The sequence below is a fragment of the Sphingorhabdus lacus genome (assembly GCF_009768975.1).
Lineage (GTDB): Bacteria > Pseudomonadota > Alphaproteobacteria > Sphingomonadales > Sphingomonadaceae > Sphingorhabdus_B > Sphingorhabdus_B lacus.
This window is the reverse complement of the sequence record NZ_CP035733.1, coordinates 506,677-527,832: the sequence shown is the minus strand read 5'-3', so window position 1 is coordinate 527,832 and position 21,156 is coordinate 506,677. Positions and strand designations below refer to the sequence as shown.

The 21,156-nt window shown below is 55.1% G+C and carries 16 protein-coding genes; 6 read left to right on the top strand and 10 right to left on the bottom strand.

Going from position 1 to position 21,156, the window contains the following annotated elements:
• Positions 1–280: 280 nt before the first annotated feature.
• From EUU25_RS02365 to EUU25_RS02350, 4 genes are all read left to right on the top strand, one after another.
• Positions 281–1,321, top strand: a complete 1,041-nt coding sequence (locus EUU25_RS02365; protein ID WP_158897945.1) for a DUF3034 family protein — start codon at positions 281–283, stop codon at positions 1,319–1,321.
• Between the two features lie 28 nt (positions 1,322–1,349).
• On the top strand, positions 1,350–1,838 hold the full coding sequence (locus EUU25_RS02360; RefSeq protein WP_158897943.1) for a group I truncated hemoglobin: 489 nt from the start codon (positions 1,350–1,352) through the stop codon (positions 1,836–1,838).
• Positions 1,838–2,218: a c-type cytochrome gene (locus EUU25_RS02355; RefSeq protein ID WP_158903040.1), complete on the top strand. Its 381-nt coding sequence runs from the start codon at positions 1,838–1,840 to the stop codon at positions 2,216–2,218. Before EUU25_RS02360 ends, EUU25_RS02355 begins: the two co-directional genes overlap by 1 nt.
• Positions 2,219–2,316: 98 nt before the next feature.
• A complete protein-coding gene (locus EUU25_RS02350) occupies positions 2,317–2,715 on the top strand; it encodes a VOC family protein (protein ID WP_158897941.1) in 399 nt (132 codons plus the stop codon).
• A gap of 443 nt (positions 2,716–3,158) precedes the next feature.
• On the opposite strand, the gene EUU25_RS02345 is transcribed toward EUU25_RS02350, so the two are convergent.
• Genes EUU25_RS02345 through EUU25_RS02330 form a run of 4 tightly spaced genes read right to left on the bottom strand, consistent with a single transcriptional unit; the run spans position 3,159 to position 10,338 of the window.
• Complete coding sequence (locus EUU25_RS02345) at positions 3,159–4,229, bottom strand: alcohol dehydrogenase family protein (RefSeq protein ID WP_158897939.1); 1,071 nt, start codon at positions 4,227–4,229, stop codon at positions 3,159–3,161.
• Positions 4,226–5,476, bottom strand: a complete 1,251-nt coding sequence (locus EUU25_RS02340; RefSeq protein WP_158897937.1) for an aromatic ring-hydroxylating oxygenase subunit alpha — start codon at positions 5,474–5,476, stop codon at positions 4,226–4,228. The genes EUU25_RS02345 and EUU25_RS02340 overlap by 4 nt, the downstream gene beginning before the upstream one ends.
• Positions 5,476–7,920 carry a GcvT family protein gene (locus EUU25_RS02335; RefSeq protein WP_158897935.1) on the bottom strand — a complete coding sequence of 815 codons (2,445 nt, stop codon included), beginning with the start codon at positions 7,918–7,920 and terminating at the stop codon, positions 5,476–5,478. The genes EUU25_RS02340 and EUU25_RS02335 overlap by 1 nt, the downstream gene beginning before the upstream one ends.
• A gap of 3 nt (positions 7,921–7,923) precedes the next feature.
• On the bottom strand, positions 7,924–10,338 hold the full coding sequence (locus EUU25_RS02330; RefSeq protein WP_158897933.1) for an FAD-dependent oxidoreductase: 2,415 nt from the start codon (positions 10,336–10,338) through the stop codon (positions 7,924–7,926).
• A 215-nt stretch (positions 10,339–10,553) separates the two neighbouring features.
• Here EUU25_RS02330 and EUU25_RS02325 point away from each other — a divergent pair, with 215 nt between their 5' ends.
• Together EUU25_RS02325 and EUU25_RS02320 are read left to right on the top strand one after the other, a co-directional pair.
• Positions 10,554–11,336, top strand: a complete 783-nt coding sequence (locus EUU25_RS02325; protein ID WP_246162863.1) for a lysophospholipid acyltransferase family protein — start codon at positions 10,554–10,556, stop codon at positions 11,334–11,336.
• Between the two features lie 194 nt (positions 11,337–11,530).
• Positions 11,531–12,484: an NAD(P)-dependent oxidoreductase gene (locus tag EUU25_RS02320; RefSeq protein ID WP_158897931.1), complete on the top strand. Its 954-nt coding sequence runs from the start codon at positions 11,531–11,533 to the stop codon at positions 12,482–12,484.
• On the opposite strand, the gene EUU25_RS02315 is transcribed toward EUU25_RS02320, so the two are convergent.
• The 6 genes from EUU25_RS02315 to EUU25_RS02290 form a co-directional block, all read right to left on the bottom strand.
• Positions 12,481–13,410: a LysR substrate-binding domain-containing protein gene (locus EUU25_RS02315; protein ID WP_158897929.1), complete on the bottom strand. Its 930-nt coding sequence runs from the start codon at positions 13,408–13,410 to the stop codon at positions 12,481–12,483. The genes EUU25_RS02320 and EUU25_RS02315 overlap by 4 nt on opposite strands.
• A 75-nt stretch (positions 13,411–13,485) precedes the next feature.
• The gene (locus tag EUU25_RS02310) at positions 13,486–15,102 is read right to left on the bottom strand and encodes a GMC family oxidoreductase (protein ID WP_158897927.1); all 1,617 of its coding nucleotides are present in this window, start codon (positions 15,100–15,102) and stop codon (positions 13,486–13,488) included.
• The gene (locus EUU25_RS02305; protein ID WP_158897926.1) at positions 15,099–16,286 is read right to left on the bottom strand and encodes a mandelate racemase/muconate lactonizing enzyme family protein; all 1,188 of its coding nucleotides are present in this window, start codon (positions 16,284–16,286) and stop codon (positions 15,099–15,101) included. The genes EUU25_RS02310 and EUU25_RS02305 overlap by 4 nt, the downstream gene beginning before the upstream one ends.
• Positions 16,283–17,719, bottom strand: a complete 1,437-nt coding sequence (locus EUU25_RS02300; RefSeq protein WP_158897924.1) for an aldehyde dehydrogenase family protein — start codon at positions 17,717–17,719, stop codon at positions 16,283–16,285. The genes EUU25_RS02305 and EUU25_RS02300 overlap by 4 nt, the downstream gene beginning before the upstream one ends.
• Positions 17,712–19,022, bottom strand: a complete 1,311-nt coding sequence (locus tag EUU25_RS02295; protein WP_158897922.1) for a spinster family MFS transporter — start codon at positions 19,020–19,022, stop codon at positions 17,712–17,714. Before EUU25_RS02295 ends, EUU25_RS02300 begins: the two co-directional genes overlap by 8 nt.
• Positions 19,023–19,033: 11 nt before the next feature.
• A complete protein-coding gene (locus EUU25_RS02290; protein WP_246162861.1) occupies positions 19,034–21,040 on the bottom strand; it encodes a tetratricopeptide repeat-containing sulfotransferase family protein in 2,007 nt (668 codons plus the stop codon).
• Between the last annotated feature and the right edge of the window lie 116 nt (positions 21,041–21,156).

The following is a 21,156-nucleotide window of genomic DNA, read 5'->3' as shown; positions in this document are numbered from 1 at the left end:
TGGCGCGCTCCCCAAAAATCGGACATTAGATAATTAAGGTTGATATGTCTGCTTTGTTGGTCGAAGCCTATCGTCTGATCTTCTGCGGGCTCGATGCAGCAATCATCGACCAGTTGAATCAATGTAGCGGGTGACGCTGCAAAGGCAGCAGGCGAGAAACCGCTTCCAAATATCGATGGAGCCAGAGATTTCTTTTTTCGTTCTGCATCCGCAACGTGAGTTCGCTCGTAACTGTTGCTGCGCACGTCAATCGGCTGGCGACGGTTCTGGGAGAAAATGGATGGGGAGTTTTTTAAAGTTGGCAGCAATGCCGTATCGGGCCGGAGTGGTAGCTGCCAGTCTTACTGCAACATCAATGCCCGTAAATGCCGACAATGCATCTGCCGCAATCGAGATCACCAATTTTGTCGAAATTTCCGATGGTGAACAAAGCGCAGAAGCGGATGAAGGGGCTGTCAACAAAAGCGAAGAAACCAGCGAAAGCAGGCGATCGTTTTTGTCCGGGGGTGGACGGCTTTTGCTGACTGGCGGTGTATCGACAATCGAGGGGGCAGGCGGCGGTGGCCTGGTGCCTTGGGCACTGATTGGCGGTTATGGAACGCGCAATGAATTTGGTCTGTCAGCCTTCGCGACAGGCGTCGATACAAAAGACTTTACGCTCGCAGCTTACGGCGGTGCGATCAATTTCAAGAATCGCGTTGAACTGTCGGTAGCGCGGCAGAATTTCAACCTCCGCGAGGTTGGCAATGTGCTCGCACTTGGCAATCGCTACACGATTAGCCAGACGATAGTTGGTGCCAAGGTGCGGCTAATTGGCGACGCGGTGCTTGAGCAAGACAGCCTGTTGCCACAAATAGCCGTCGGCGCACAATATAAGATAAATGACAATGATGCGATCGTCGGCGGCGCCCTCGGACTGAAGCAAAAGGGCATCGATTTTTATATCGCTGCCACAAAAATTATCCTCTCGCAAAGCCTGTTGCTGAACGGCACAGTGCGCATGACCAAGGCTAACCAATACGGCATTCTGGGATTTGGTGGTCTTGGCGGAAAGCAGCAAGGTTACAAACCGCAATTTGAAGGATCGGCGGCGCTGTTGCTGACCCGAAAACTTGCGATTGGCGGCGAATTCCGCACCAAATCAAACCGGTTGGAAGGCGCGCTGGGCGGCACATCGTTCCGCGAAGAAAATGCCTATGATGCGTTCATCGCCTACGCGCCTGCACGCAATGTATCGCTAACGCTGGCTTACGCCCGGCTTGGCCAGATCGCGCTGCGCCGCCAGAACGGTGCTTATGCCTCACTACAGATCGGCTTCTGATCGCCTGTTTCTTTCCGGAGATTTTAATATGAAAATCATTCTAGCTTCGACATTCTTTTTAACCGCAATGACGATCACTGGCACGGCAATTGCCGCCGAACCTGCTATTAGCGACACCGAAATCAAGCCCTCGGCACCGACCTTGCCTATTATCACCGACGACACAGCCCTGTTTGAACAGTTCGGCGGGCGCGAAGGTCTGACGAAGATTATGGACGATGTCATGGTGCGCTGGCTTGCCAATCCGCGCACAAAGCCGTTCTTTGAGAATTCCGATCAGGACCGCATCAAATTGCAGCTTGTTGAGCAATTCTGCGTCATCATGAAAGGACCGTGCGAATATTCGGGGCGGACAATGGCCGAGGCGCATCGCGGCATGAACGTCAACGAAGGCTCCTTCTATGCGCTGGTCGAAGAATTGCAGATCACGCTGAACAAAATGGATGTGCCGTTCCGTGCTCAGAACCGGCTCATCGCGGCGCTTGCCCCCATGCACCGCGATATCATAGACAAGTGATGACCTACCGTTCATTTATTCTTCCTGCTGTGATGGCAGCGCTGGCGATTTCCAGCGTTGCCATCGCACAATCGCCAAACGCCACGCCGCAAGCGGCGGCTGGGGCAAAGCTTTACCAGTCAAAATGTTCGAGTTGTCATAGCATTGCTGCGAACAAGATTGGTCCAGCGCATCGCGGCGTATTTGGGAGGGTCGCAGGAGCGGCATCCGGGTACAAATACTCGGCGGCGCTCAAAGGCTCAAAAATCACCTGGAACGCTGCAACACTCGACAAATGGCTTAGCGGCCCACAGAAATTAGTGAAAGGCAGCAAGATGTACCTTGTTGTCACCAATGCTGACGAACGCGCTGCCATTATCGCATATTTGAAGACGCAGTAATTGCTTCGCCGATTGAGCGCTATAGCGGCCAGTTTCAGCTATTGTATGGATGCCGTTAGATGATCACGCAGTTAATGAGTTTAGTAGGAGATAAATGCATGCTTTTTCACACCATGGTCGGGTCAAACGACATCGAGCGATCCAGGAACTTTTACGACGCGGCGCTCAGCGTCCTTGGAATAAACAAAGCATCGAACAACATAGCTGACAGCGGCCATATCCGCCTTTTGTATCAAGGCGAGAATGGCACCAATTTCATTGTCACTCAGCCCATCAATGATGAGTTGGCAACAGTAGCAAATGGTGCAACGATTGCTTTTTCATGCAGCTCACCTGAGCAAGTGAAACAATTCCACGACGTAGCGGTCGCCAACGGTGGTACGTCGATTGAGACAGCGCCGGGGCCCCGCAACACCCAATCGTTGGGTGTAGTAGAATTAGCCTATTTTCGTGACCCCGATGGCAACAAGTTGTGCGGGATCCATTTTCCTAAATAGCGGCTTGTTTCAGAGGTCTGCAGAAATGAGCCGTTAGCCCTTACTTTAGGCTGGCGGCTCGTGAACAGCCGCTACCTGTGGTGATCTTGTAGCTGTCTGTCTTTTCTGAAAGTACGGCAAGTTATTAAGAACAGGCACCTGGAGGTGAATGGCCATTTGGCCAGCGTGACCGGAACAAGCAGCTATGTCCGCTTTGTAGTCGTGTCCTGACAGTCCTCTTTCGATCAGTCGCCTTCGAAAGCAGACGCGCTCAACCCCGTTTCCCCTAGCAATGTTGGATAAGATTTGAGAGCGTCCTATCGCTCTCTCGTGAAGGGAGCATGGCTCTTTGAACTGTTGACAATTGGCGCAAATCCCGAACGGGCCGCGTTAACTTAAAGCAACAAAGGATACATTTTCAGTACGTCTTTGCGTATCTTTTGTATCCTTAGGTTTAGGACCGCTTAAAGGACCAGGACAATCTTTCCCACATGGCGCTTCGTCAGAAACGCCTCCTGCGCTGCGGCGATGTCGGTGATGGGATAGGTGGCGGCGACCACGGGTTTGATTTCACCGCGTTCGATATAGCCGATCAGATTGGGAAACACTTCAGGCTCCAGCACGGTGCAGCCGATAAGGCGCAGGTCTTTCAGGTAGAGAGTCCGCAAATCGAGATCGACCACCGGACCGGAGATCGCGCCCGACACGCCGTAACGTCCGCCACGTTTAAGGGCATTCAGGATGGGCCCGAACTGCCCGCCGCCGACGATATCGACCGCAGCGTCGAAATATTCGGAGCCGAAAAGCGATTCCAGATCGGCGTCGCGTGGGACGACCTGGCTTGCGCCAAGGTCGCGCACGGTCTCTGCCTTTGCATCTGCGGCCATGGCCGTCACTTCGGCACCGCGCCGCTTTGCAAGCTGGACAGCGGCCGAACCGACGCCACCGGATGCGCCGGTGATCAGCACGCGTTCGCCCGCCTGCAACCCGATGCGGGTCAGGATATTTTCCGCGGTGGCATAAGCGCAGGGAAAGCTTGCTAGCTCCACGTCGGAGCAAGTGGATTCGATGCGGTGCGCGTGGACGGAGGGGACCCGGGCATATTCGGCAAAGCCCCCATCTACTTCGGACCCGAAATAGCGGATATCGAACCGGCTATGGCCCCGAAACACCGGCTCGACCAGCACCCGCTGCCCAATTCGGGAAGAATCTACGCCCTCACCCACGGCTACAATCTGCCCGCAGGCATCGGCGCCCTGAATACGCGGAAAGGTGAACGCAGCGCCCGACCAGCCATCGTCGCCTGCGCCTTCAATGCCCGTTGCTGCTCCCGCATCGGTCGCTTCTGCAACCGCTTTCGAATACCAGCCGATCCGGGTGTTGATGTCGGTGTTGTTCACCGCCGCCGCGCCGATCCGGATCAGGACATCACCCACTTCGGGAAGGGGCACGGGGACATCGGTTCGCCATTCGAGCTTGTCATAACCGCCATAGCCGGTAAGCAGAACGGCACCCATGACAGCGGGCAGGGTCATTCGGCCCGCGCAAGCCCGAACTGGTTCAGATACCATTTCTGGAATTTGATGACGCTGCCTTCCTGATCGGAATAGCGCCCGGGACGATAGCGGGTGGACATGATGCCGGTCTGGTTATTCTCGGTGATGACTTTGTCTTGCGTCGTGGTGGCATGATAACCCCAGGTCATCTTGGGGATGTCGACCTCATCCTCCCCTGCCCGGCCGTCGACAATCCAGATCATCTCGACATCGGTTTCCAGCGCGCTGCGCGGTGTGAACTGGAACAGGATCGCGAAATGATCGTCAGCGACGATCTGGCTGAAGGGGCTGAAGCTCAAATGCATCCGGCCGCCATCGGCTTTGCTGCGTTTGCCCATCAGAGGCGCTGGCGCCGATCCGTCCTGCGTTTCCGATGACCAGCCGTCCTTGTTCATACGCTGCATCATCAGGCGCAAATGGCTGCTGTCGGGGGCATCGTCGATATTGCCAATGGGACGACCCGCGGCAGCAGCGCTTGTCTCCCACGCCTGCAATTTGGGGGTGAAGCTTGCAATCGCATCGGCAGGTCCGGAACTTGGCCCTGCCCCCACGGCAACAATCGATTCCGCCGCATGCATCGAACAGAATTCGGGGTGGGACGGGACGCAATGATAGCATTCGAAGAAATTCTCGACCACCAGCTTCCAGTTGGCCGTCGTGGGGTAGCTACCCGCATGGGCGATGCGGGCCGTATCAAAGCCGTGATAGTCAAGGATCGGGCCCATTTCGCCAAAGGTTGCGTCAAAATCTACCGGTTCGTCTTCGCTCATATTGATGAAGATTAGCCCGTGGAAAACGCGGATATGGCAGGCGAACAGGCTGTTCTCCGCCTTGTCGAAATCCTCGGGCATCAGACGCGCGGAGAGAAGTTTGCCATCGAGGCCGAAGGTCCACGCATGGTAGGGGCAAACAAGGCGCGGCGCATTGCCGCTTTCGGCCTGGCAAATGGTTGATCCGCGATGGCGGCATACGTTGAAATAGGCCCGGACGCTGTCGGCATTTTCGCGGATGACGATGATCTGCTCGGCACCGACCCGGAACAGGAAATAGTCGCCCTTGTTCGGGATGCGGGAGATATGTCCGGCCAACAGCCATTTCTGGCTGATGATCTTATCCATGTCGGCCTTGAACACCGCTTCGCTGGCGTAAAATTCCTGATCGAAACTATACCCCACGCGGGTATTGGCGGCGAGCCTTTGCATCAATTGGCTTTGGGTTTCGGTCATCAGATTTTTATCCGTGCGTTGCTGGGGTCGTAAAGAGGTTTGAGCGAGGCCAATGCGGGATAGCGCACACCGGCAATCTCGATCTCAAAATCGTCGGCTCCAATAGCGCCGACAACGCCATCGTCCGGCGCTGTAATATAGCCAAGTCCGCACGCACCGCCCAGACCATGGGCATACATGCCCGACCGGATATAGCCGGCAATCCGGTCGCCCTGCCAGATCGGCTCATTATGGTAGAGCATCGGCTCTGGCGATTTCAGCAGGAACTGGACGAGCCGCTGTTTAAGCCCCGTCTCCTTCTGCCTCAGCAAAGCCTCTCGCCCGATAAAGCCGCCTGCCTTGTCCATCTTTACCGCGAAGCCCAGACCTGCTTCAAGCGGCGTGTCTTCATCGGTGATATCATGCCCCCAATGGCGATACGCCTTTTCCATCCGCAGCGCGTTGAGCGCATGATATCCGCAATGCTTCAGTCCAAAAGCAGCGCCGGCCGCGACAATCTCATCATATACACCGGTCATGAACTCGGTCGGAATATAAAGCTCCCACCCCAGTTCACCGACATAGGTAATCCGCGACGCCCGCACGAGAGCGTAGCCCAATTCGATTTCCTGAGACGTCGCAAATGGAAATGCCTCATGCGACAGATCATTGGGGCAGATTGACTGCAATAAATCGCGCGCTCGCGGGCCCATGATGGAAATCACGCCCATGGCCGAGGAAATATTGGTCAGGACAGCGTGGGCGTCGTCCGGAATATGCCGCTTCAGCCAGTTGAAGTCCTTCACCTCTGTTTCGGCGCCTGTGACGATCAAATAAGCGGTTTCCGACAAGCGCGTGACCGTCAAATCCGCTTCGATGCCGCCCTTTTCATTCAGCCATTGCGTGTAGACTAGGCGTCCGGGTGCGACGTCAACATCATTGGCGCACACCCGGTTCAGCACGGTCATGGCGTCACGGCCTTCCAGCCGGAATTTTGCGAAGGAGCTTTGATCGAACAGCCCGACCGCTTCACGCACCGCTTTGCATTCTGCGGCATTGGCTTCAAACCAGTTTTGCCGCCCATAGCTATATTCATAGCGCGGGCTGCTGCCCGGTTCGCCATACCAGTTGGGCCGTTCCCAGCCAAAAGCCTCGCCGTGGCAAGCGCCGGCAGCTACAAGCCGGTCATGGATTGCAGACCGGCGCACCCCCCGCGCGGTTTCATATTGTTTGAAGGGGTAATGTGTTGCGTAGAGCAAACCGAGGCTTTCAGTCACCCGCTCCCGCAGATATTTGCGGTTGATCTGAAAAGGCATGTTCCGGCGAATATCGACCGTCCATAGGTCCGCAGGCGGGATGCCGTCGCGGATCCAGTCCGCCATTACCTTGCCCACGCCACCGGCGGATTGTAGGCCGATGGAATTCAAGCCCGCCGCCACGAAGCAGCCTTTCAATTCCGCGCTTTCACCCAGATGATAGCGTACGTCGGGGGTAAAGCTCTCCGGTCCGCAGAAGAATTTCTGTATCCCCGCCTTTTCCAAAGCAGGCACACGGCGCATCGCGTCCATCAACAACGGTTCAAAATGTTCAAAGCTGCCCGCGATTTCGTCGAAGCAGAAATCTTCGGAAATGCCGTCCATTCCCCAAGGTCGGGCGTTGGGTTCAAAGGCCCCGACCAGTAGCTTTCCGGCGTCATATTTATAATAGCCGCAATAATCATAGTCGCGCAAAACGGGCAGCGTGGAGTCTATCCCTTCGACCCCTTCGAACAGCACATAATAATGCTCGCACGCATGAAGTGGCGCGGCCACCCCGACGCTAGCGGCCAGATCGCGGGTCCACATGCCACCGCAAATGACAACATAATCCGCGTCGATCGATCCGTCGTCCGTATCGACCCCCGTCACCCGTTCGCCATTGTGCCGGATTTTGGTGACCTTGGTGTTCTCGAAAATGCGCGCGCCGCCTGTGCGTGCACCCTTGGCCAAGGCCTGTGTAATATCGACCGCATTGGCATAGCCATCGCTGGGAATATGGATGCCGCCCACGACATCGTCGACATTTACGATATGGGCGAGGTCTTTGATTTCTTGCGGTGTGACCACATGGACCGGTAAGTCGAACACCTTCGCCATGGAGGCGCTTCGCTTCAGTTCCTCGAAACGCTCTGCATTGGTTGCCATGGATATGGAACCGCATTGGCGATAACCAGTTGCCTGCCCCGTTTCCGCCTCCAAACCGCGATAGAGTTCGCCGGTATATTTGGCGAGCTTCGTCATATTAATCGACGGCCGGAGCTGTCCGACAAGTCCGGCGGCATGCCATGTCGTTCCGCTGGTCAACTGCTTGCGTTCGAGCAGGACAACATCGTCCCAACCGATTTTGGTCAGGTGATAGGCAATCGAACAGCCGATGACGCCGCCACCGATGATGACGACCCGCGCCTTTTTGGGAAGTTCAGCCACGTTTTAAACCTTCATTTTCGCATTGTCGGGGTCATAGGCGGGATGCTCCAGCACCGTCGCCGAGCGGCGCTCGCCCTGCAGATAGATGTCGAACGTCGAACCGGGTGTTGCATGTTCCAAAGGAACACAGGCGAAGAACAGGCTCTTTCCAACGCGGTGGCCATAGCCCCCTGACGTGGTCAATCCTATACAGTCGTCGCCAATCAAACATGGTTCGGCGCCGCGCACATCCACATTGCTGGCATCAACCGCGCCATAGACAATACGGAACCGGTCCGGCGCATCCAGTGTCGCCTGCTTCCCGACAAAATCATCCTTCGTGAAGTTGATGAAACGCGGCATGTCGGCCTCCACCATGGTAAGTTCGTTGGTAAGTTCACTACCCCAGGCCTTGTAGCCCTTCTCCATCCGCATAGTGTTCGCGGCGTAAAGGCCATAGTTTACGATCCCGAACTCTTGCCCTGCCGCCCACACAGCATCGTACAGCGCAGCAAGATCACCCATCGCGGGATGCAGCTCCCAACCGAGTTCGCCCGCATAGGACACCCGAAGCGCACGCATCTTCATGCCCGCAATGATTATATCCTGCCCGCTCAGCCAGCGAAAGCCCTCGTTACTCAGGTCTGCATCCGTTAGCTTTGCCAGCACATGACGCGATTGCGGGCCGTTGAGCACCAGCACGCCAAAATCCATGGTTAGATTGCGAATGGTTACGTTTTCATTCGGTAATTTGCTCTGGGTTAGAAAATCCCAGTCCCGCTGTTCGGCTGCGGCTGCGGACAGGCAATAGAAATGATCATCGGCAAAGCGCGTCACCGTCATTTCGCCATAGATACGGCCCTGACGGGACAAGGGATGTACAAGCCCGATTCCGCCCTGCTTCTTCGGCATTCGGTTAGCGCAAATACGGTTCAGAAATGCCTCGGCATCCGGCCCGGTCACATCATATTTGGCAAATCCGGATAGGTCGAGCACACCGACCCGTTCCATGACGGCCTTTACCTCACCCGCAATCATTTCGAAACTATTGGTGCGCTCATATCCGCCCTGTTCCGGGGCGCCGTCGAGTGCAAAATATTTGGGCCGCTCCCATCCGTAAGTTTCGCCGTACACCGCACCTGCGGCTTTCAGTGGTTCATAAAGCGGACTTGTTTTGCACGGACGGCCGTCGGGTTCCTCTTCGCCCGGCAAGCGCGTCGTAAACGTCATACGATAGTCGAGAAACACCTTATCGCGGCTATAATCCTCATCCGCAAATGCACCGTAACGGCGCGGATCAAATTCGGTCATGTTGATGTCGGCATCACCATAGACCATCCACTGCGCCAGATATTTGCCGGACCCGCCACCCTGCGCGATCCCGAAGGATGTGCCGCAGCAGTGCCAGAAATTCTTGAGGCCTGCCGCCGGTCCCAGCAATGGACCTCCATCCGGAGTATGTGGTATAGCTCCGTTAACAATCCGCCGGATTCCAACCTCGCCAAAAACGGGCATCCGTTCTATGGCGCGCTCCAGCCATTTGGAGATACGGTCCAGATCATCGATGAACAGTTCGCTGGTCGATTCCCACTCCGGCTGGCCTTTGGGGGCCCAGGCTTCGGCAAGTCCGATATTCTCATATACGCCGATCAGGCCGCTCTTCTGCTCCTGCCGGAAATAGCCCGAAACATAGGGGCAGCGCATGACCGGTATTTCCTCATCCCGTTCCAAAAAAGCTGGAATGGGATCGGTGACGATATAGTGATGCTCCATATTGGTGACTGGAATGTCGATTCCCGCCATTTGCGCCACTTGGCGGGCATAGCACCCCGCCGCATTGACCACGATCTCGGCACGCACAACGCCTTTTTCGGTCGCCACATCCCACTCACCCGACGGCAATTGGGTTAATCCGGTAACACGATTTTTGCGAACAATCTTCGCGCCCATATTTTTGGCACCGATGGCCAACGCATTGCAGATACCTGACGGGTCGGCATGGCCATCGCTCGTTGTACGCGCGCCTGCGATGACACCGTCAGTCGTCAGAAATGGATTTATCCGACGGATTTCTTCGGGGTCGATAATCTCCATGTCGAAACCGACGATTTTGGAAAAGCCATGAATGTACTTGAACCAAGCCAGTTCGCGTTCGTTGGTCGCAAGACGAATACCGCCGGATTTGTGCCAGCTAACATATTGGCCGGTCAGCCCCTCGAGACGCGGATAGAGATCGTTGCTATAGGCGTGGATTTTGGCGAGATTGAAACTGCCGGTGATACTCGGACATTGTCCGGCAGCGTGCCATGTGGACCCCGAGGTCAGCTCGTCCTTTTCAATCAGCAGGCAGTCCGTCCAGCCAAGTTCGGCCAGATGGTAAAGCAGGGACGCCCCCATGATGCCGCCACCGATTATGACAACTCGCGCATTGGTTTGCATTTAAACTCCGTCTCTCCAGCGACATCCAACTTTTGCGATATTTGAAGGCATCCCGGATGAATGACAAATGTGCAATTCGCCGCGACTGGTTCAAAAAATTTCATTGTTGCACATAAGGCGCTTACCGACGGCGATGTAAAACGTCACAGCAGAGTCACAGACCTGCTGCATCAATCGATTGATAGCTCAACAATCCCACGCTAGGGCCGAATCGAATGTCTACAATCTCCATTTCGCTCCCGAAGGCAGAGCCTCAGGCCTATTTGCTCTGCGCGATGCGGATCATCTGGATTGCTCTCCCGTTACTATTCTTGCTGCCCTTGCATCTTGTCTGGCACCTGCTGAAGCTGCCGTCGCCGTGGGCTATGCTTTTCTTGCGGATCGCTGCCCGCGCATTGGGGGCCCGTGTAAAAGTCCATGGAACCCCGCTGCGTCGTGATGTTTTCTTCGTCGCCAACCATCTGTCATGGCACGATATTCCCATATTGGCAGGTATCACCGGAACGGCCTTTGTGGCGCAGGACGGTGTTCGCGACTGGCCGATTATCGGATGGCTTGCGACGCTCAACCGTACTATTTTTGTTAGCCGGACCGAAAAGCAGAATGTCGCAGGGCAAGTGGCCGAACTGCGCGAGGCCATTGCGGAGAACTGGTCTGTTACCTTGTTTCCGGAAGGTACAACCTCGGACGGGCGTCAGTTGCTGCCTTTCAAACAGTCGCTATTCGCAACGCTGGCCCCACCACCAAAGCCGATGCTCATTCAACCCGTGCTTCTCGATTTTGGCGATGCTGGCCCAGATATCGCTTGGCTTGGGGAAGAAACGGGCTGGGAAAGCGCATGGCGTGCCTTTACGCGTCCCGGAACCTATGACGTCGGCGTCCATTTTCTAGAGCCTTTCAACCCGGCCGAAATGGCTGACCGTAAAGTAGTCTGCGCTCTTTCCAGAGCGCGTCTTGCATCCGCCTTGTCCGCGACACTCGGCTATACAGTTACGTGAGCATCGGATTTGGCTAAGACCTAGCCGCCACTCTGGTTGAAAAATATTTCACCCGATAAGCCAAATTTTTCAATTGTGGTCTGCCCCGGCTGACGCTCTAACTTTGCTTTAAATTGCACAATTGCCGTGCCGTCCAGCGTCGCTCTGACACGACGTACAAGGGCGACATTTTGGGGGATGGACGGGGCACTCACATGAAAATTGGATTTATCGGCCTTGGTAATGTCGGCGGAAAGCTCGCCGGAAGCCTCATCCGGAACGGCCATGACGTTACCGTTCGCGATCTCGATGACAGTCTTGTCGCCGAATATGTCGGGCGCGGGGCAAAGTCGGCGACGTCTCCCAAAGAATTGGGAGAGATGGTCGACTTGATCGTGACGTGCCTGCCGTCCCCAGCGGCTAGTTCTGCCGTGGCCGAAGGCGAAGATGGATTTCTTCAAGTAATGCATCCGGGCCAAGTTTGGCTGGAAATGAGCACCACCGATTATAGCGAAATTATTCGCCTCGGTGCCTTGGTCGAAGCGCGTGGGGCGATGTTTATGGAATGCCCTGTTTCGGGCGGCTGCCATCGTGCCGACACCGGAAATATTGCCATATTCGCAGGCGGCCCAAGAGCGGCTTTTGAATTTGTCCTTCCTGTTTTGACAACAATGGGCCGCCGGATATTGCACACAGGTGATTTGGGGACGGCATCGCAATTGAAGGTAATGACCAATTATCTATGCACCGTGCATTTGGTTGCACTGGCGGAAGCTTTGACGACATGCAAAGCCATCGGCCTCGATATGAACACAACCTATGAAGCGATCCGCATTTCTTCAGGGAACAGTTTTGTCCATGAAACTGAAAGCCAGGTCATCCTGAACGGCAGCCGCGATATCAACTTCACGATGGATCTGGTCAGCAAAGATGTTGGCCTGTTCGATAAAATTGCCCATGAAGCGAAGGTTCCTGTCGAACTGTCCCCTTTGATTGTCAAAATCTTCAAGGAAGGCGAGGCGGCCTTTGGTTCGCGCGAGTTCTCGCCGAACATTATCCGCCGCTATGAAGAGCCTCTGGGCATAAAGGTGCTTGGAACAGGCTTCCCTGCAGAAATGGTCGACGATGAGCCCGAAGAGCCTGGATATGAGGTCGTCGCCAAACGCTAGGTCGTAAAGGCCATTCGGCTGGTTTCGACATTTTGCGTGATCCAATCCATGAACGTGCGGATACGCAGATTTTCTTTCATGTCGGCACGGCAGATTAATCCCCATGCACCGGGGCAGATTGCCTTATGGGCGATCGGCTGAACCAGGCGGCCAGCGGCGAGGTCTTGATCGACAAACGGACCATTCACTAGAGCAATGCCCTCACCATTCAACGCCATTTCGAGCGCAACCGCCAAGGTGTCGACCATCAGATAGGGTACCGACGGTTTGAACATTTCGCCCGCTGAAACAAACCATGTTTCCCAGTTCTGGACCTCGGTATAGATCGCAACAAGAGGCTTTGCCATGAGTTCGCGGGCGCAGGGATTTGGCCCTAGTGTCTTTGCCACATCCGGACTGCACACAGGGAAAAGCGCATATTCGTAAAGCGGCACCCAATGATATTTGGCGGGGTCCGGCGCGGTTTCGCAATAGACCAATCCTACATCGGCATGGACATCATCAAATTCCCACTCGACCGCACAGGTATTGAGTGTCAATTTTATCTCGGGATGATCGGCCAGAAATTGAGGAACGCGCCTTGCGAGCCAGCGAATGGAAGCCGTGACATAAGTCTGCACCCTCAAGGGCTTATCTAGCGCACTGCGATGTACTTCTTCAACGCCTTCCAAAAGGGATTCAAAGGCGGCCCGGACATAGGGATAAAGTACTCTGCCCTCTTCGGTCGAAACGATGTGCCTCCCCTCCTGCGCAAAGAGGCTGACGCCCAGGGCATCCTCGATCAGCTGGACTTGGTGGCTCACAGCGGGGTGCGTCAAACATAGCTCATCAGCGGCATCCCGAATGCTCTGGTGCCGCGTCGCTGCCTCAAAACCTTTCAGCGCTTTGAGCGGCGGTAATTGTCGAAGATCTATCTTTGGATGCATCGCCCTTCCCTCCCCGGACTCGCGTTGTGTTTGGATTAGCATAGCTGGGAAGGACTGGTAAATTAATTTAACGCATCATTTTGCGTCCGCGAGGACCATCGCCGCGCCCTTTTCCGCAACCATAACAGTCGGCGCATTTGTGTTACCCGAAGTAATCGTCGGAAATACCGATGCGTCGATCACGCGCAACCCCGCGGTGCGATGGACATTCAAACGCGCATCGACAACGGAAGACGTCGGGTCCGGACCCATCATGCAGGTGCTGGTCGGGTGGTAAACCGTGTCGGCGCGGGCACGGAAATCGGCGAGTAGCGCTTCGTCGCCTTCCACACCAGCACCGGGAATGAGTTCTTCTGTAATGATATCAGCCAGTGGACGGGTCTGTACAAGCTGACGCAACAATCGGTTCCCCGCCAGAACGTCATCGATATCATCTTGGGTAGCCAAATAATTGGGATGGATGACTGGGTAGGTTTGCGGGTCGGAACTCGCCAGCTCGAGGTGCCCCCTGCTCGTAGGGCGGCAGGGATTATGCGAGAGCAGAAAGGCCGAGAACGGGTCCGGGTTCAACAGCTTCCGTTCCGATAGCGGGGTTTTGGTGTAGCTGACGGGGCTAAAATAGAGCTGCAAATTGGGGTAGGCTTTTCGCGGATCACTGCGGACGAAGCCTCCGCTTTGATTAACACTCAGCGATAATGGTCCGGCGCGGTCCGCCATGTAACGCAGTCCAGCACGTATCTTGCCTAACATAGGATGCAGCAGATCGTTCAGCGTCGCTGTGCGCACCTTATAGAAATAGGAAACGGCAATATGATCTTGCAGATTCTGTCCGACGGCCGGTGTGTTCACCACGGATTCAATGCCCAAATTCTTCAGTTTCTGCGCGTCACCGACACCCGACAGCATCAGCAATTGCGGCGAATTAATTGCACCACCCGATAAGATAACTTCCCGGCGCGCCTTGGCTTTGCAGACCCGCCCCTTATGCGCATATTCTACACCGACAGCACGGCGGCCTTCAAAAAGGATGCGCTGCGCATGGGCGTGGGTATGCAGAGTGAGCGAACGCCGCTTGCGCGCAGGATGCAGAAAAGCATTGGCTGTCGATGCACGCCAGCCGCCCTTGGTGTTGATCTGGTAATAGCCCACACCTTCCGGCTTGCCTCCGTTAAAGTCGCTGCTGGCGGGAAATCCAAGCGCCTGTGCGGTTTCAACAAAGCTATGGCAGACAGGGTGCACATAGGGCGATATATCGGTCACATGCTGCGGACCGCCACGCCCGTGATGTGCGCTGTGCCAATCGAAGTCTTCCGATTTTTTGAAATAGGGCAATACATCGTCCCAGCCCCAACCCGGGTTGCCCAGCTCTTTCCAGTCATCAAAGTCACGCGGTTGTCCACGCACATAGACCATCGCGTTAATCGACCCTGACCCGCCAATCACCTTACCCCGCGGCCAATAGCTACGCCTTCCGCCCAGGGATTCCACAGGTTCGGTGTCGTACATCCAGTTAATTCGCCGATCGAAGAAGGTGCGCCCATAGCCGATCGGCATCTGTATCCAGATAGACCGATCGCTACCCCCGGCTTCGACAAGGAGAACCGTGAAACGTCCATCTTCGGTCAGGCGGTTGGCAAGGACGCATCCTGCCGTGCCTGCGCCGACGACGATAAAATCAAATTCGTCTGTCACTGGACCGGATTCTGCGTCATTTCGAGGTGGAGCATGGTTCCGGTGTAAGGGTTCGCATTGGCAACATCCTCATTCAGTTCGACGCCCAAACCCGGATCATTGGAAGGGATAACATGGCCTTCTTCAAAACGAATAGGGGTTTTCAATATCTCGCTATGAAAGCCGCCCCATGTTTCGATGCTTTCGAGGATCAAGAAATTGGGCGAGCAGGTCGCGATCTGGATATTCGCGGCCCCGACGATTGGACCGCAATAAAGATGCGGTGCGATTTGCACATGATCGACCTCGGCCATGGCGGCGATTTTCTTCGCTTCCAAAATACCGCCAACGCGTCCCAAATTCATTTGTAGAATGGCCGCAGCACCGGCCCGCAGTAAGCGCGCAAAATCATATTTTGTTGTCAGCCGCTCCCCCGTCGCAATGGGTATTGAGGTGGCGCGTGCCACCTTTGCCATTTCTTCGGGCGCATCCGGCGGGACAGGTTCTTCCAACCAAAGCGGGTCGGACGGCTCCAGCCTTTTGGCAAGACGGATCGCGCCTGCTGCCGTCATTTGTCCATGGGTGCCAAAAAGCAGATCCGCTTTCATGCCCACTGCTTCGCGTAGCTGGCGCGCAAAACGCTCGCATAGATCCAACGCCTCAAGCGATAATTGCCGGCCGTCAAAGGCCGAATAGGGTCCCGCTGGGTCGAATTTCAGGGCAGTAAAGCCTTGGTCCAGATATTCGGCCGCCCTCGTCGCAGCGAGATCGGGGTCATGATAAACATCGCTTTTGTCGCCGGGTCGCGGATAAATATAGGTGTAGGCACGCAACCGTTCGTGTACCTGCCCGCCCAGCAATTTATACACCGGCTTGCTGGCCTCTTTGCCAATAATGTCCCAGCATGCCATTTCCAGCGCGGACAATACGCCCATCAACGTGAGGTCCGGATGCTGGGTAAAGCCGCTGGAATATACGCGCCGCCACATGTTTTCGATATTATGGGGATCGTTTCCGGCGACATAGCGCGCGAAAACATCCTCAATCATCCGGGCGACAAGATGCGGTTCAAACGGAACGCAATAAGCCTCACCCACCCCCGACACGCCGCTGTCGGTGGTCAGTTTCACAAATACAAAATAGCGTCCGCCAAAATGGGGTGGCGGATTACCGACGACGAAAGTCTGGATGTCGGTAAGTTTCATCCTTCGAAACCGTTGATGACCTTGATTTCGAGGAAGTCATGCAGACCCCACTCGCCCCATTCTCGCCCATTGCCGGATTGTTTGTAGCCGCCGAAGGGCGAAGCGTAATCCTGACCAGCGCCGTTTATGCTGACTCCGCCCGCTCGCATCCGGCGGGATACACGGCGCGCACGTTCCATGTCACCGCTCTGCACATAGGCGGCCAATCCATAGGGTGTATCGTTGGCGATCTCGATGGCTTCCGCCTCATCCTTGAACGGAATCATGACCAGTACGGGGCCGAACACTTCTTCCTGGGCAATCGCCATCTTATTGTGGACGCCAGCAAATACTGTCGGCTTCACATAATAGCCACGATTGAACCCCTCGGCACGACCGACACCGCCCGCCACGACTTGAGCACCTTCGTCAATACCGATTTGGATCAGGCGCTGTATCTTATCAAACTGCAATTTGCTGACGACAGGGCCGAAATGGCGACCCTTTTCCATCGGATCACCTAGCTTGGCCGCTTTGGCCGTTTCCGCTGCAATAGCGACCGCCTCATCATATACCGATGCCTCTACCAGCATACGTGTTGGCGCATTACAGGACTGCCCGGCATTTTCGAAACAATGCAATACGCCGCGCTTCACTGATGCAGGCAGATCGGAGTCCGCAAAGACAATATTGGCGGACTTGCCACCCAGTTCCTGCGACACGCGTTTGACGGTATCCGCAGCCGATTTGGCGACCTGGATACCCGCCCGCGTCGACCCGGTGAAGGAAATCATGTCCACTTCCGGATGGCTGGTAAGGGCATCCCCTATCGCCGGGCCCGTGCCGTGCACCATATTGAATACGCCCGCCGGGAATCCAGCTTCGTCGATAAACTCAGCGAACAATTGAGCAGACAATGGCGCAACTTCGCTTGGTTTCAAAATCATCGTGCATCCAGCAACTAAGGCTGGTCCGATTTTCGCGGCAAGTTGGTTTACCGGCCAGTTCCACGGCGTGATAAGAACGCAAACGCCTATGGGTTCGCGGACAAGTCGTGCATTACTACCGATCTTGCGTTCCCATTCCATTTCGCGGGCTGCTGCAATAGTTTCCTTTAGGTGGCCAGGACCACATTCCGCCTGCGAATTATACGACAAGTCATAGGGCGCTCCCATCTCGGTCGAGATGGCAGTGACCATTTCATCATAGCGCCGCTCGAATATTGCGATCAGATTTTCAACAAGTGCGATGCGGTCATCGAGAGACATGGCGGCATAGCCATCAAAAGCCGCCCGCGCTGCCCGCGCAGCGCGATCTACATCATCATGGCCGCACACAGCTACCGTAGCGCAGATTTCCTCAGTCGCGGGATTGGTAGCCGTTACGATGTCCGTCGACGTCGCGGGAAGGACCCATTCGCCGTCGATATAAGATTTGAGTGTGCCTTCAGACATAACCAACAGCCCTTTTTTGATCTTCAATAATGTATTTTTCAGCGCGCCAATAATGCCAGGCGGCCCAGAACCCTGTCGGAGCCAGAACGAGCAGCGCAAGTCGTAACGAAGCCGCGTCAGCCCCTGCAGGCCCGGCAAAATAGTCGCTGAGCAATCCAACGCCTTGTGGTGCAACGATGAGGTTAAACACATTCGCGATTAACAAGGAAATCGCGATAAACATCGCTCGCATTTTGGGTGGCGCCAGATTTTGAGCCAAGGAAAAGGCTGGGCCAATGTAGAAATAAATGGCCGGAATGAATATCCACCACATTACGGTCGCGACACCCAACGACTGGGTGTAATAGGCGATGATTGATGGGATAGTCGCCAGACCCGTTACTACGCCAAGCAAACGCAATATTTTCCGTGGGTCTGTGTAGGCGGGACGTGCCACAAGCCAAGCAGTAAACAGCGAGGCCGCAATGCCCATGACGAGATGGATTGGCCCGACCACCGCGCCTGCTTCGCCCACATCCAGTCCGTAGGTGCGCTGGATAAAGGTCGGCGTGAACCACATCAGCCCCCAACCCCAAAGGGCAGATAGACCGCTGCCCATCATTGCGTGAACGGCGGCTTTTTGCGACCAGAGGAATTTGAGCGTCTCGAGTATCGGTGGCGCGGGTTGGTCAGAGACTGCATCCAGCCGTCCCCGTGCCGGTTCCTTGATCGTTAGATACACAACCAAGGCTAGAACAACGCCGGGCACGCCTAAAACGAAAAAGGCGTAGCGCCAGCCATATGTGGCGGCCACCGCCCCTGCCATATCGGCACCCAACCACGCACCTATGGGAGCGCCAAGCGCAAACACCGTCATTGCCATCGCACGGCGGCTCGCAGGGAAATAGTCGGCAACGATCGAATTGCAGGAAGGTGTGCCGCCCGCTTCTCCTATGCCTACGCCAATACGCGCAAGCAAGAGCTGCATATAGCCCTGCGACAAGCCACAAAAGGCAGTCATCGCAGACCACACAGCCATCGAAATAGCGAGCAAGTTTTTGCGATTATAACGGTCGGCAATCCATGATAAAGGAATTCCCATCGTAACGTAAAAAAGGGCAAGCGAAACACCGGTCAAAAAGGCGACACCGCTATCAGTCAGCTTGAGTTCAAGCCGAATAGGCTCAAGAACTGTCGACATGACATAACGGTCTGCAATGTTGATTGTGTATGCAAGCATCATGATGATGAGAACGTACCACCGTTGCCCTAATGTCGAGACTTCGTCGGCATTGACCGGTGTGGTCGGTGCATTACTCGCCATCTAAACTCCCCTCAAGTTGATGCCAATTGCGGCCCTAATATTGTGCGTAAAGGATCCAGATGGGTGCTGAAATTCTCCCATTGGTCCACTCCACTTTTAAAAATCGGTTGGCGCACCTGTTCCGAACTTGCAGTGCGGACGGCGCGTTCTGTCTGATGGAAATTTATGCATGCGTCTTCGAAGGGAAGCTCGCAATAATCGAGCAAACGGCGCACCTGCGTTTCCAGATCCACGACCACATCTTCATAGCGTACGCGCAAGATTTTGCCGGGCAGCACACGATCCCAATGATCCATCAAATCGACGTAATCTTTATAATATTGGCCAACTTCGTTCAGGCCGTAGGTGAATTCCTGCCCTTCGGCAAAAAGCTGTTTGAAACCCGAAAAACAACACCCCATCGCACCGCGCCGCGCATCGATAATTTTCGCGTTCGGCAGGATCATGTGGATCAATCCGATATGGCGAAAATTGTTCGGCATTTTATCGATGAAAAAGGGCGTACCTTCTTTGCGATATACGCGGGTATCACGGATAAATTCTTCACCGAACTGCAACAGATTTTCAGGCGTCAGGGTGCCCAGATTGCCCGGATATTCGGGTTCTTCGCCCACAAGCCGCTGCCGATCCAGACGATAGGCAAGCGCGAAAATATTCGGCAACTCCATTGTTCCTTCGACCTGGCTGTGCGATGCTAAAATCTGTTCAAGTAGTGTCGATCCCGCCCGAGGAAGACCAACGATAAAGATAGGGTCGCGCGCCGGGCATCCCGCACCAGCATAACGCTCAAACAGTTCGGAGGTCACCAATTCGCGCTGCAAATACATTTCCTTAGTCAACCGCGCCGGATCATATTTCAACTCTTCGCGCTTCAGGCGATTGCCCCGCTCATAATATTCAAAGGATCGATCATAATCGCCCCTGTCCTCCAACGCTTTTCCCAATGCAAAGCAGAGATGATAACGGTCATCCAATGCAGTAACAGGAGAAGATTCCCGCGCCTGCATCTGGGCAATTTCATCATCGGTGAACCGGTAGGTTTTCAGATTGGCAAGGCTCCAATACGCATCTCCACAATCGGGGCGTGCTTCATAGGCACGACGATAGGCTGAGATAGCATCGTCCTGACGACCAACAGTTTTGAGGGCATGTCCATAGGTCAGGTTGATACCGGGGTTGTTCGGCATTGATCCCAACAAGGCTTCGTATACGAGCATCGCCTGATCAAAATTGCCTACCGCCAGATTTTCGTTGGCGAAAAGCATTTCAAATTCGGGATTTCCAGGCTCTTTCTCTCGCAGCTCGGAAGCTTCGGCGAGCGCCTGTTCAAACTTCTGCCGCTTGCGCAAGACTTTGACATAGTCAAAATGTGCGCTGACATTTTCAGGCTCCAGAACCTTGCAGGATTCCAGCAGAAATTCGGCCTCGTCATAGGCGTTGAACTTCATACCGATTTCGGCAAGCAACCTCATCGCCTCGATATGATGGCCATTGCTTTGCAGGAATGCCCTGCAGAGTTGCTCAGCTTTAAAAATGCGGCCTTCCTGAATAAAACTCGCGACACTGAGCAATTCGGGTGGCAATTGGGATAGATGGGTAAATTGCGCGCGGGCAAAATCGGCTGGACCATCCCTACCTGCAGCACCATGCATCTCGCTCAACATGCGCCAACTGGCCACAAGAGCGCCATTGTGCGTCACCGCACGCTGATAGGCGGCGATCGCATCTTCACGTCGTCCGCTGTCACGAAGGCAGTGCCCGCGTTCCTGCCATGCGCGGCCGTAACTGGGATCGACGGCAATAAGCTGATCCAGCGTCGCGATTGCCGCGGGAATATCACGAGTCATCCGCTGCGTCACTGCCAGAGTATATAACGCGTCGATGTTTTCAGGCGCGGAATCGAGAACCTGACGGCACGCAACCATTGCTTCTGCCATCCGGGCATTCTGCAAATGCGTACGTGCTTCGCGCAAAGTTGCGTCGATTGTTTCCGGCGAAGCCTCCGCCAATATTGTCACACGACCTCCTGTGTAGTGACGAACAGTGGTGGGATTACTGCCGCACTTCGTGCATCGGACGCAATGCCGAAATGGGATTGCGGCGGAGCACCTGCGTTTATAGCAGGTGCTCCGTC

Coding starts and splice junctions, on each gene's coding strand:
- EUU25_RS02365 (WP_158897945.1), top strand. CDS start 281: ATGGGGAGTTTTTTAAAGTTGGCAGCAATGCCGTATCGGGCCGGAGTG.
- EUU25_RS02360 (WP_158897943.1), top strand. CDS start 1,350: ATGAAAATCATTCTAGCTTCGACATTCTTTTTAACCGCAATGACGATC.
- EUU25_RS02355 (WP_158903040.1), top strand. CDS start 1,838: ATGACCTACCGTTCATTTATTCTTCCTGCTGTGATGGCAGCGCTGGCG.
- EUU25_RS02350 (WP_158897941.1), top strand. CDS start 2,317: ATGCTTTTTCACACCATGGTCGGGTCAAACGACATCGAGCGATCCAGG.
- EUU25_RS02345 (WP_158897939.1), bottom strand. CDS start 4,229: ATGACCCTGCCCGCTGTCATGGGTGCCGTTCTGCTTACCGGCTATGGC.
- EUU25_RS02340 (WP_158897937.1), bottom strand. CDS start 5,476: ATGACCGAAACCCAAAGCCAATTGATGCAAAGGCTCGCCGCCAATACC.
- EUU25_RS02330 (WP_158897933.1), bottom strand. CDS start 10,338: ATGCAAACCAATGCGCGAGTTGTCATAATCGGTGGCGGCATCATGGGG.
- EUU25_RS02325 (WP_246162863.1), top strand. CDS start 10,554: ATGTCTACAATCTCCATTTCGCTCCCGAAGGCAGAGCCTCAGGCCTAT.
- EUU25_RS02320 (WP_158897931.1), top strand. CDS start 11,531: ATGAAAATTGGATTTATCGGCCTTGGTAATGTCGGCGGAAAGCTCGCC.
- EUU25_RS02315 (WP_158897929.1), bottom strand. CDS start 13,410: ATGCATCCAAAGATAGATCTTCGACAATTACCGCCGCTCAAAGCGCTG.
- EUU25_RS02305 (WP_158897926.1), bottom strand. CDS start 16,286: ATGAAACTTACCGACATCCAGACTTTCGTCGTCGGTAATCCGCCACCC.
- EUU25_RS02300 (WP_158897924.1), bottom strand. CDS start 17,719: ATGTCTGAAGGCACACTCAAATCTTATATCGACGGCGAATGGGTCCTT.
- EUU25_RS02295 (WP_158897922.1), bottom strand. CDS start 19,022: ATGGCGAGTAATGCACCGACCACACCGGTCAATGCCGACGAAGTCTCG.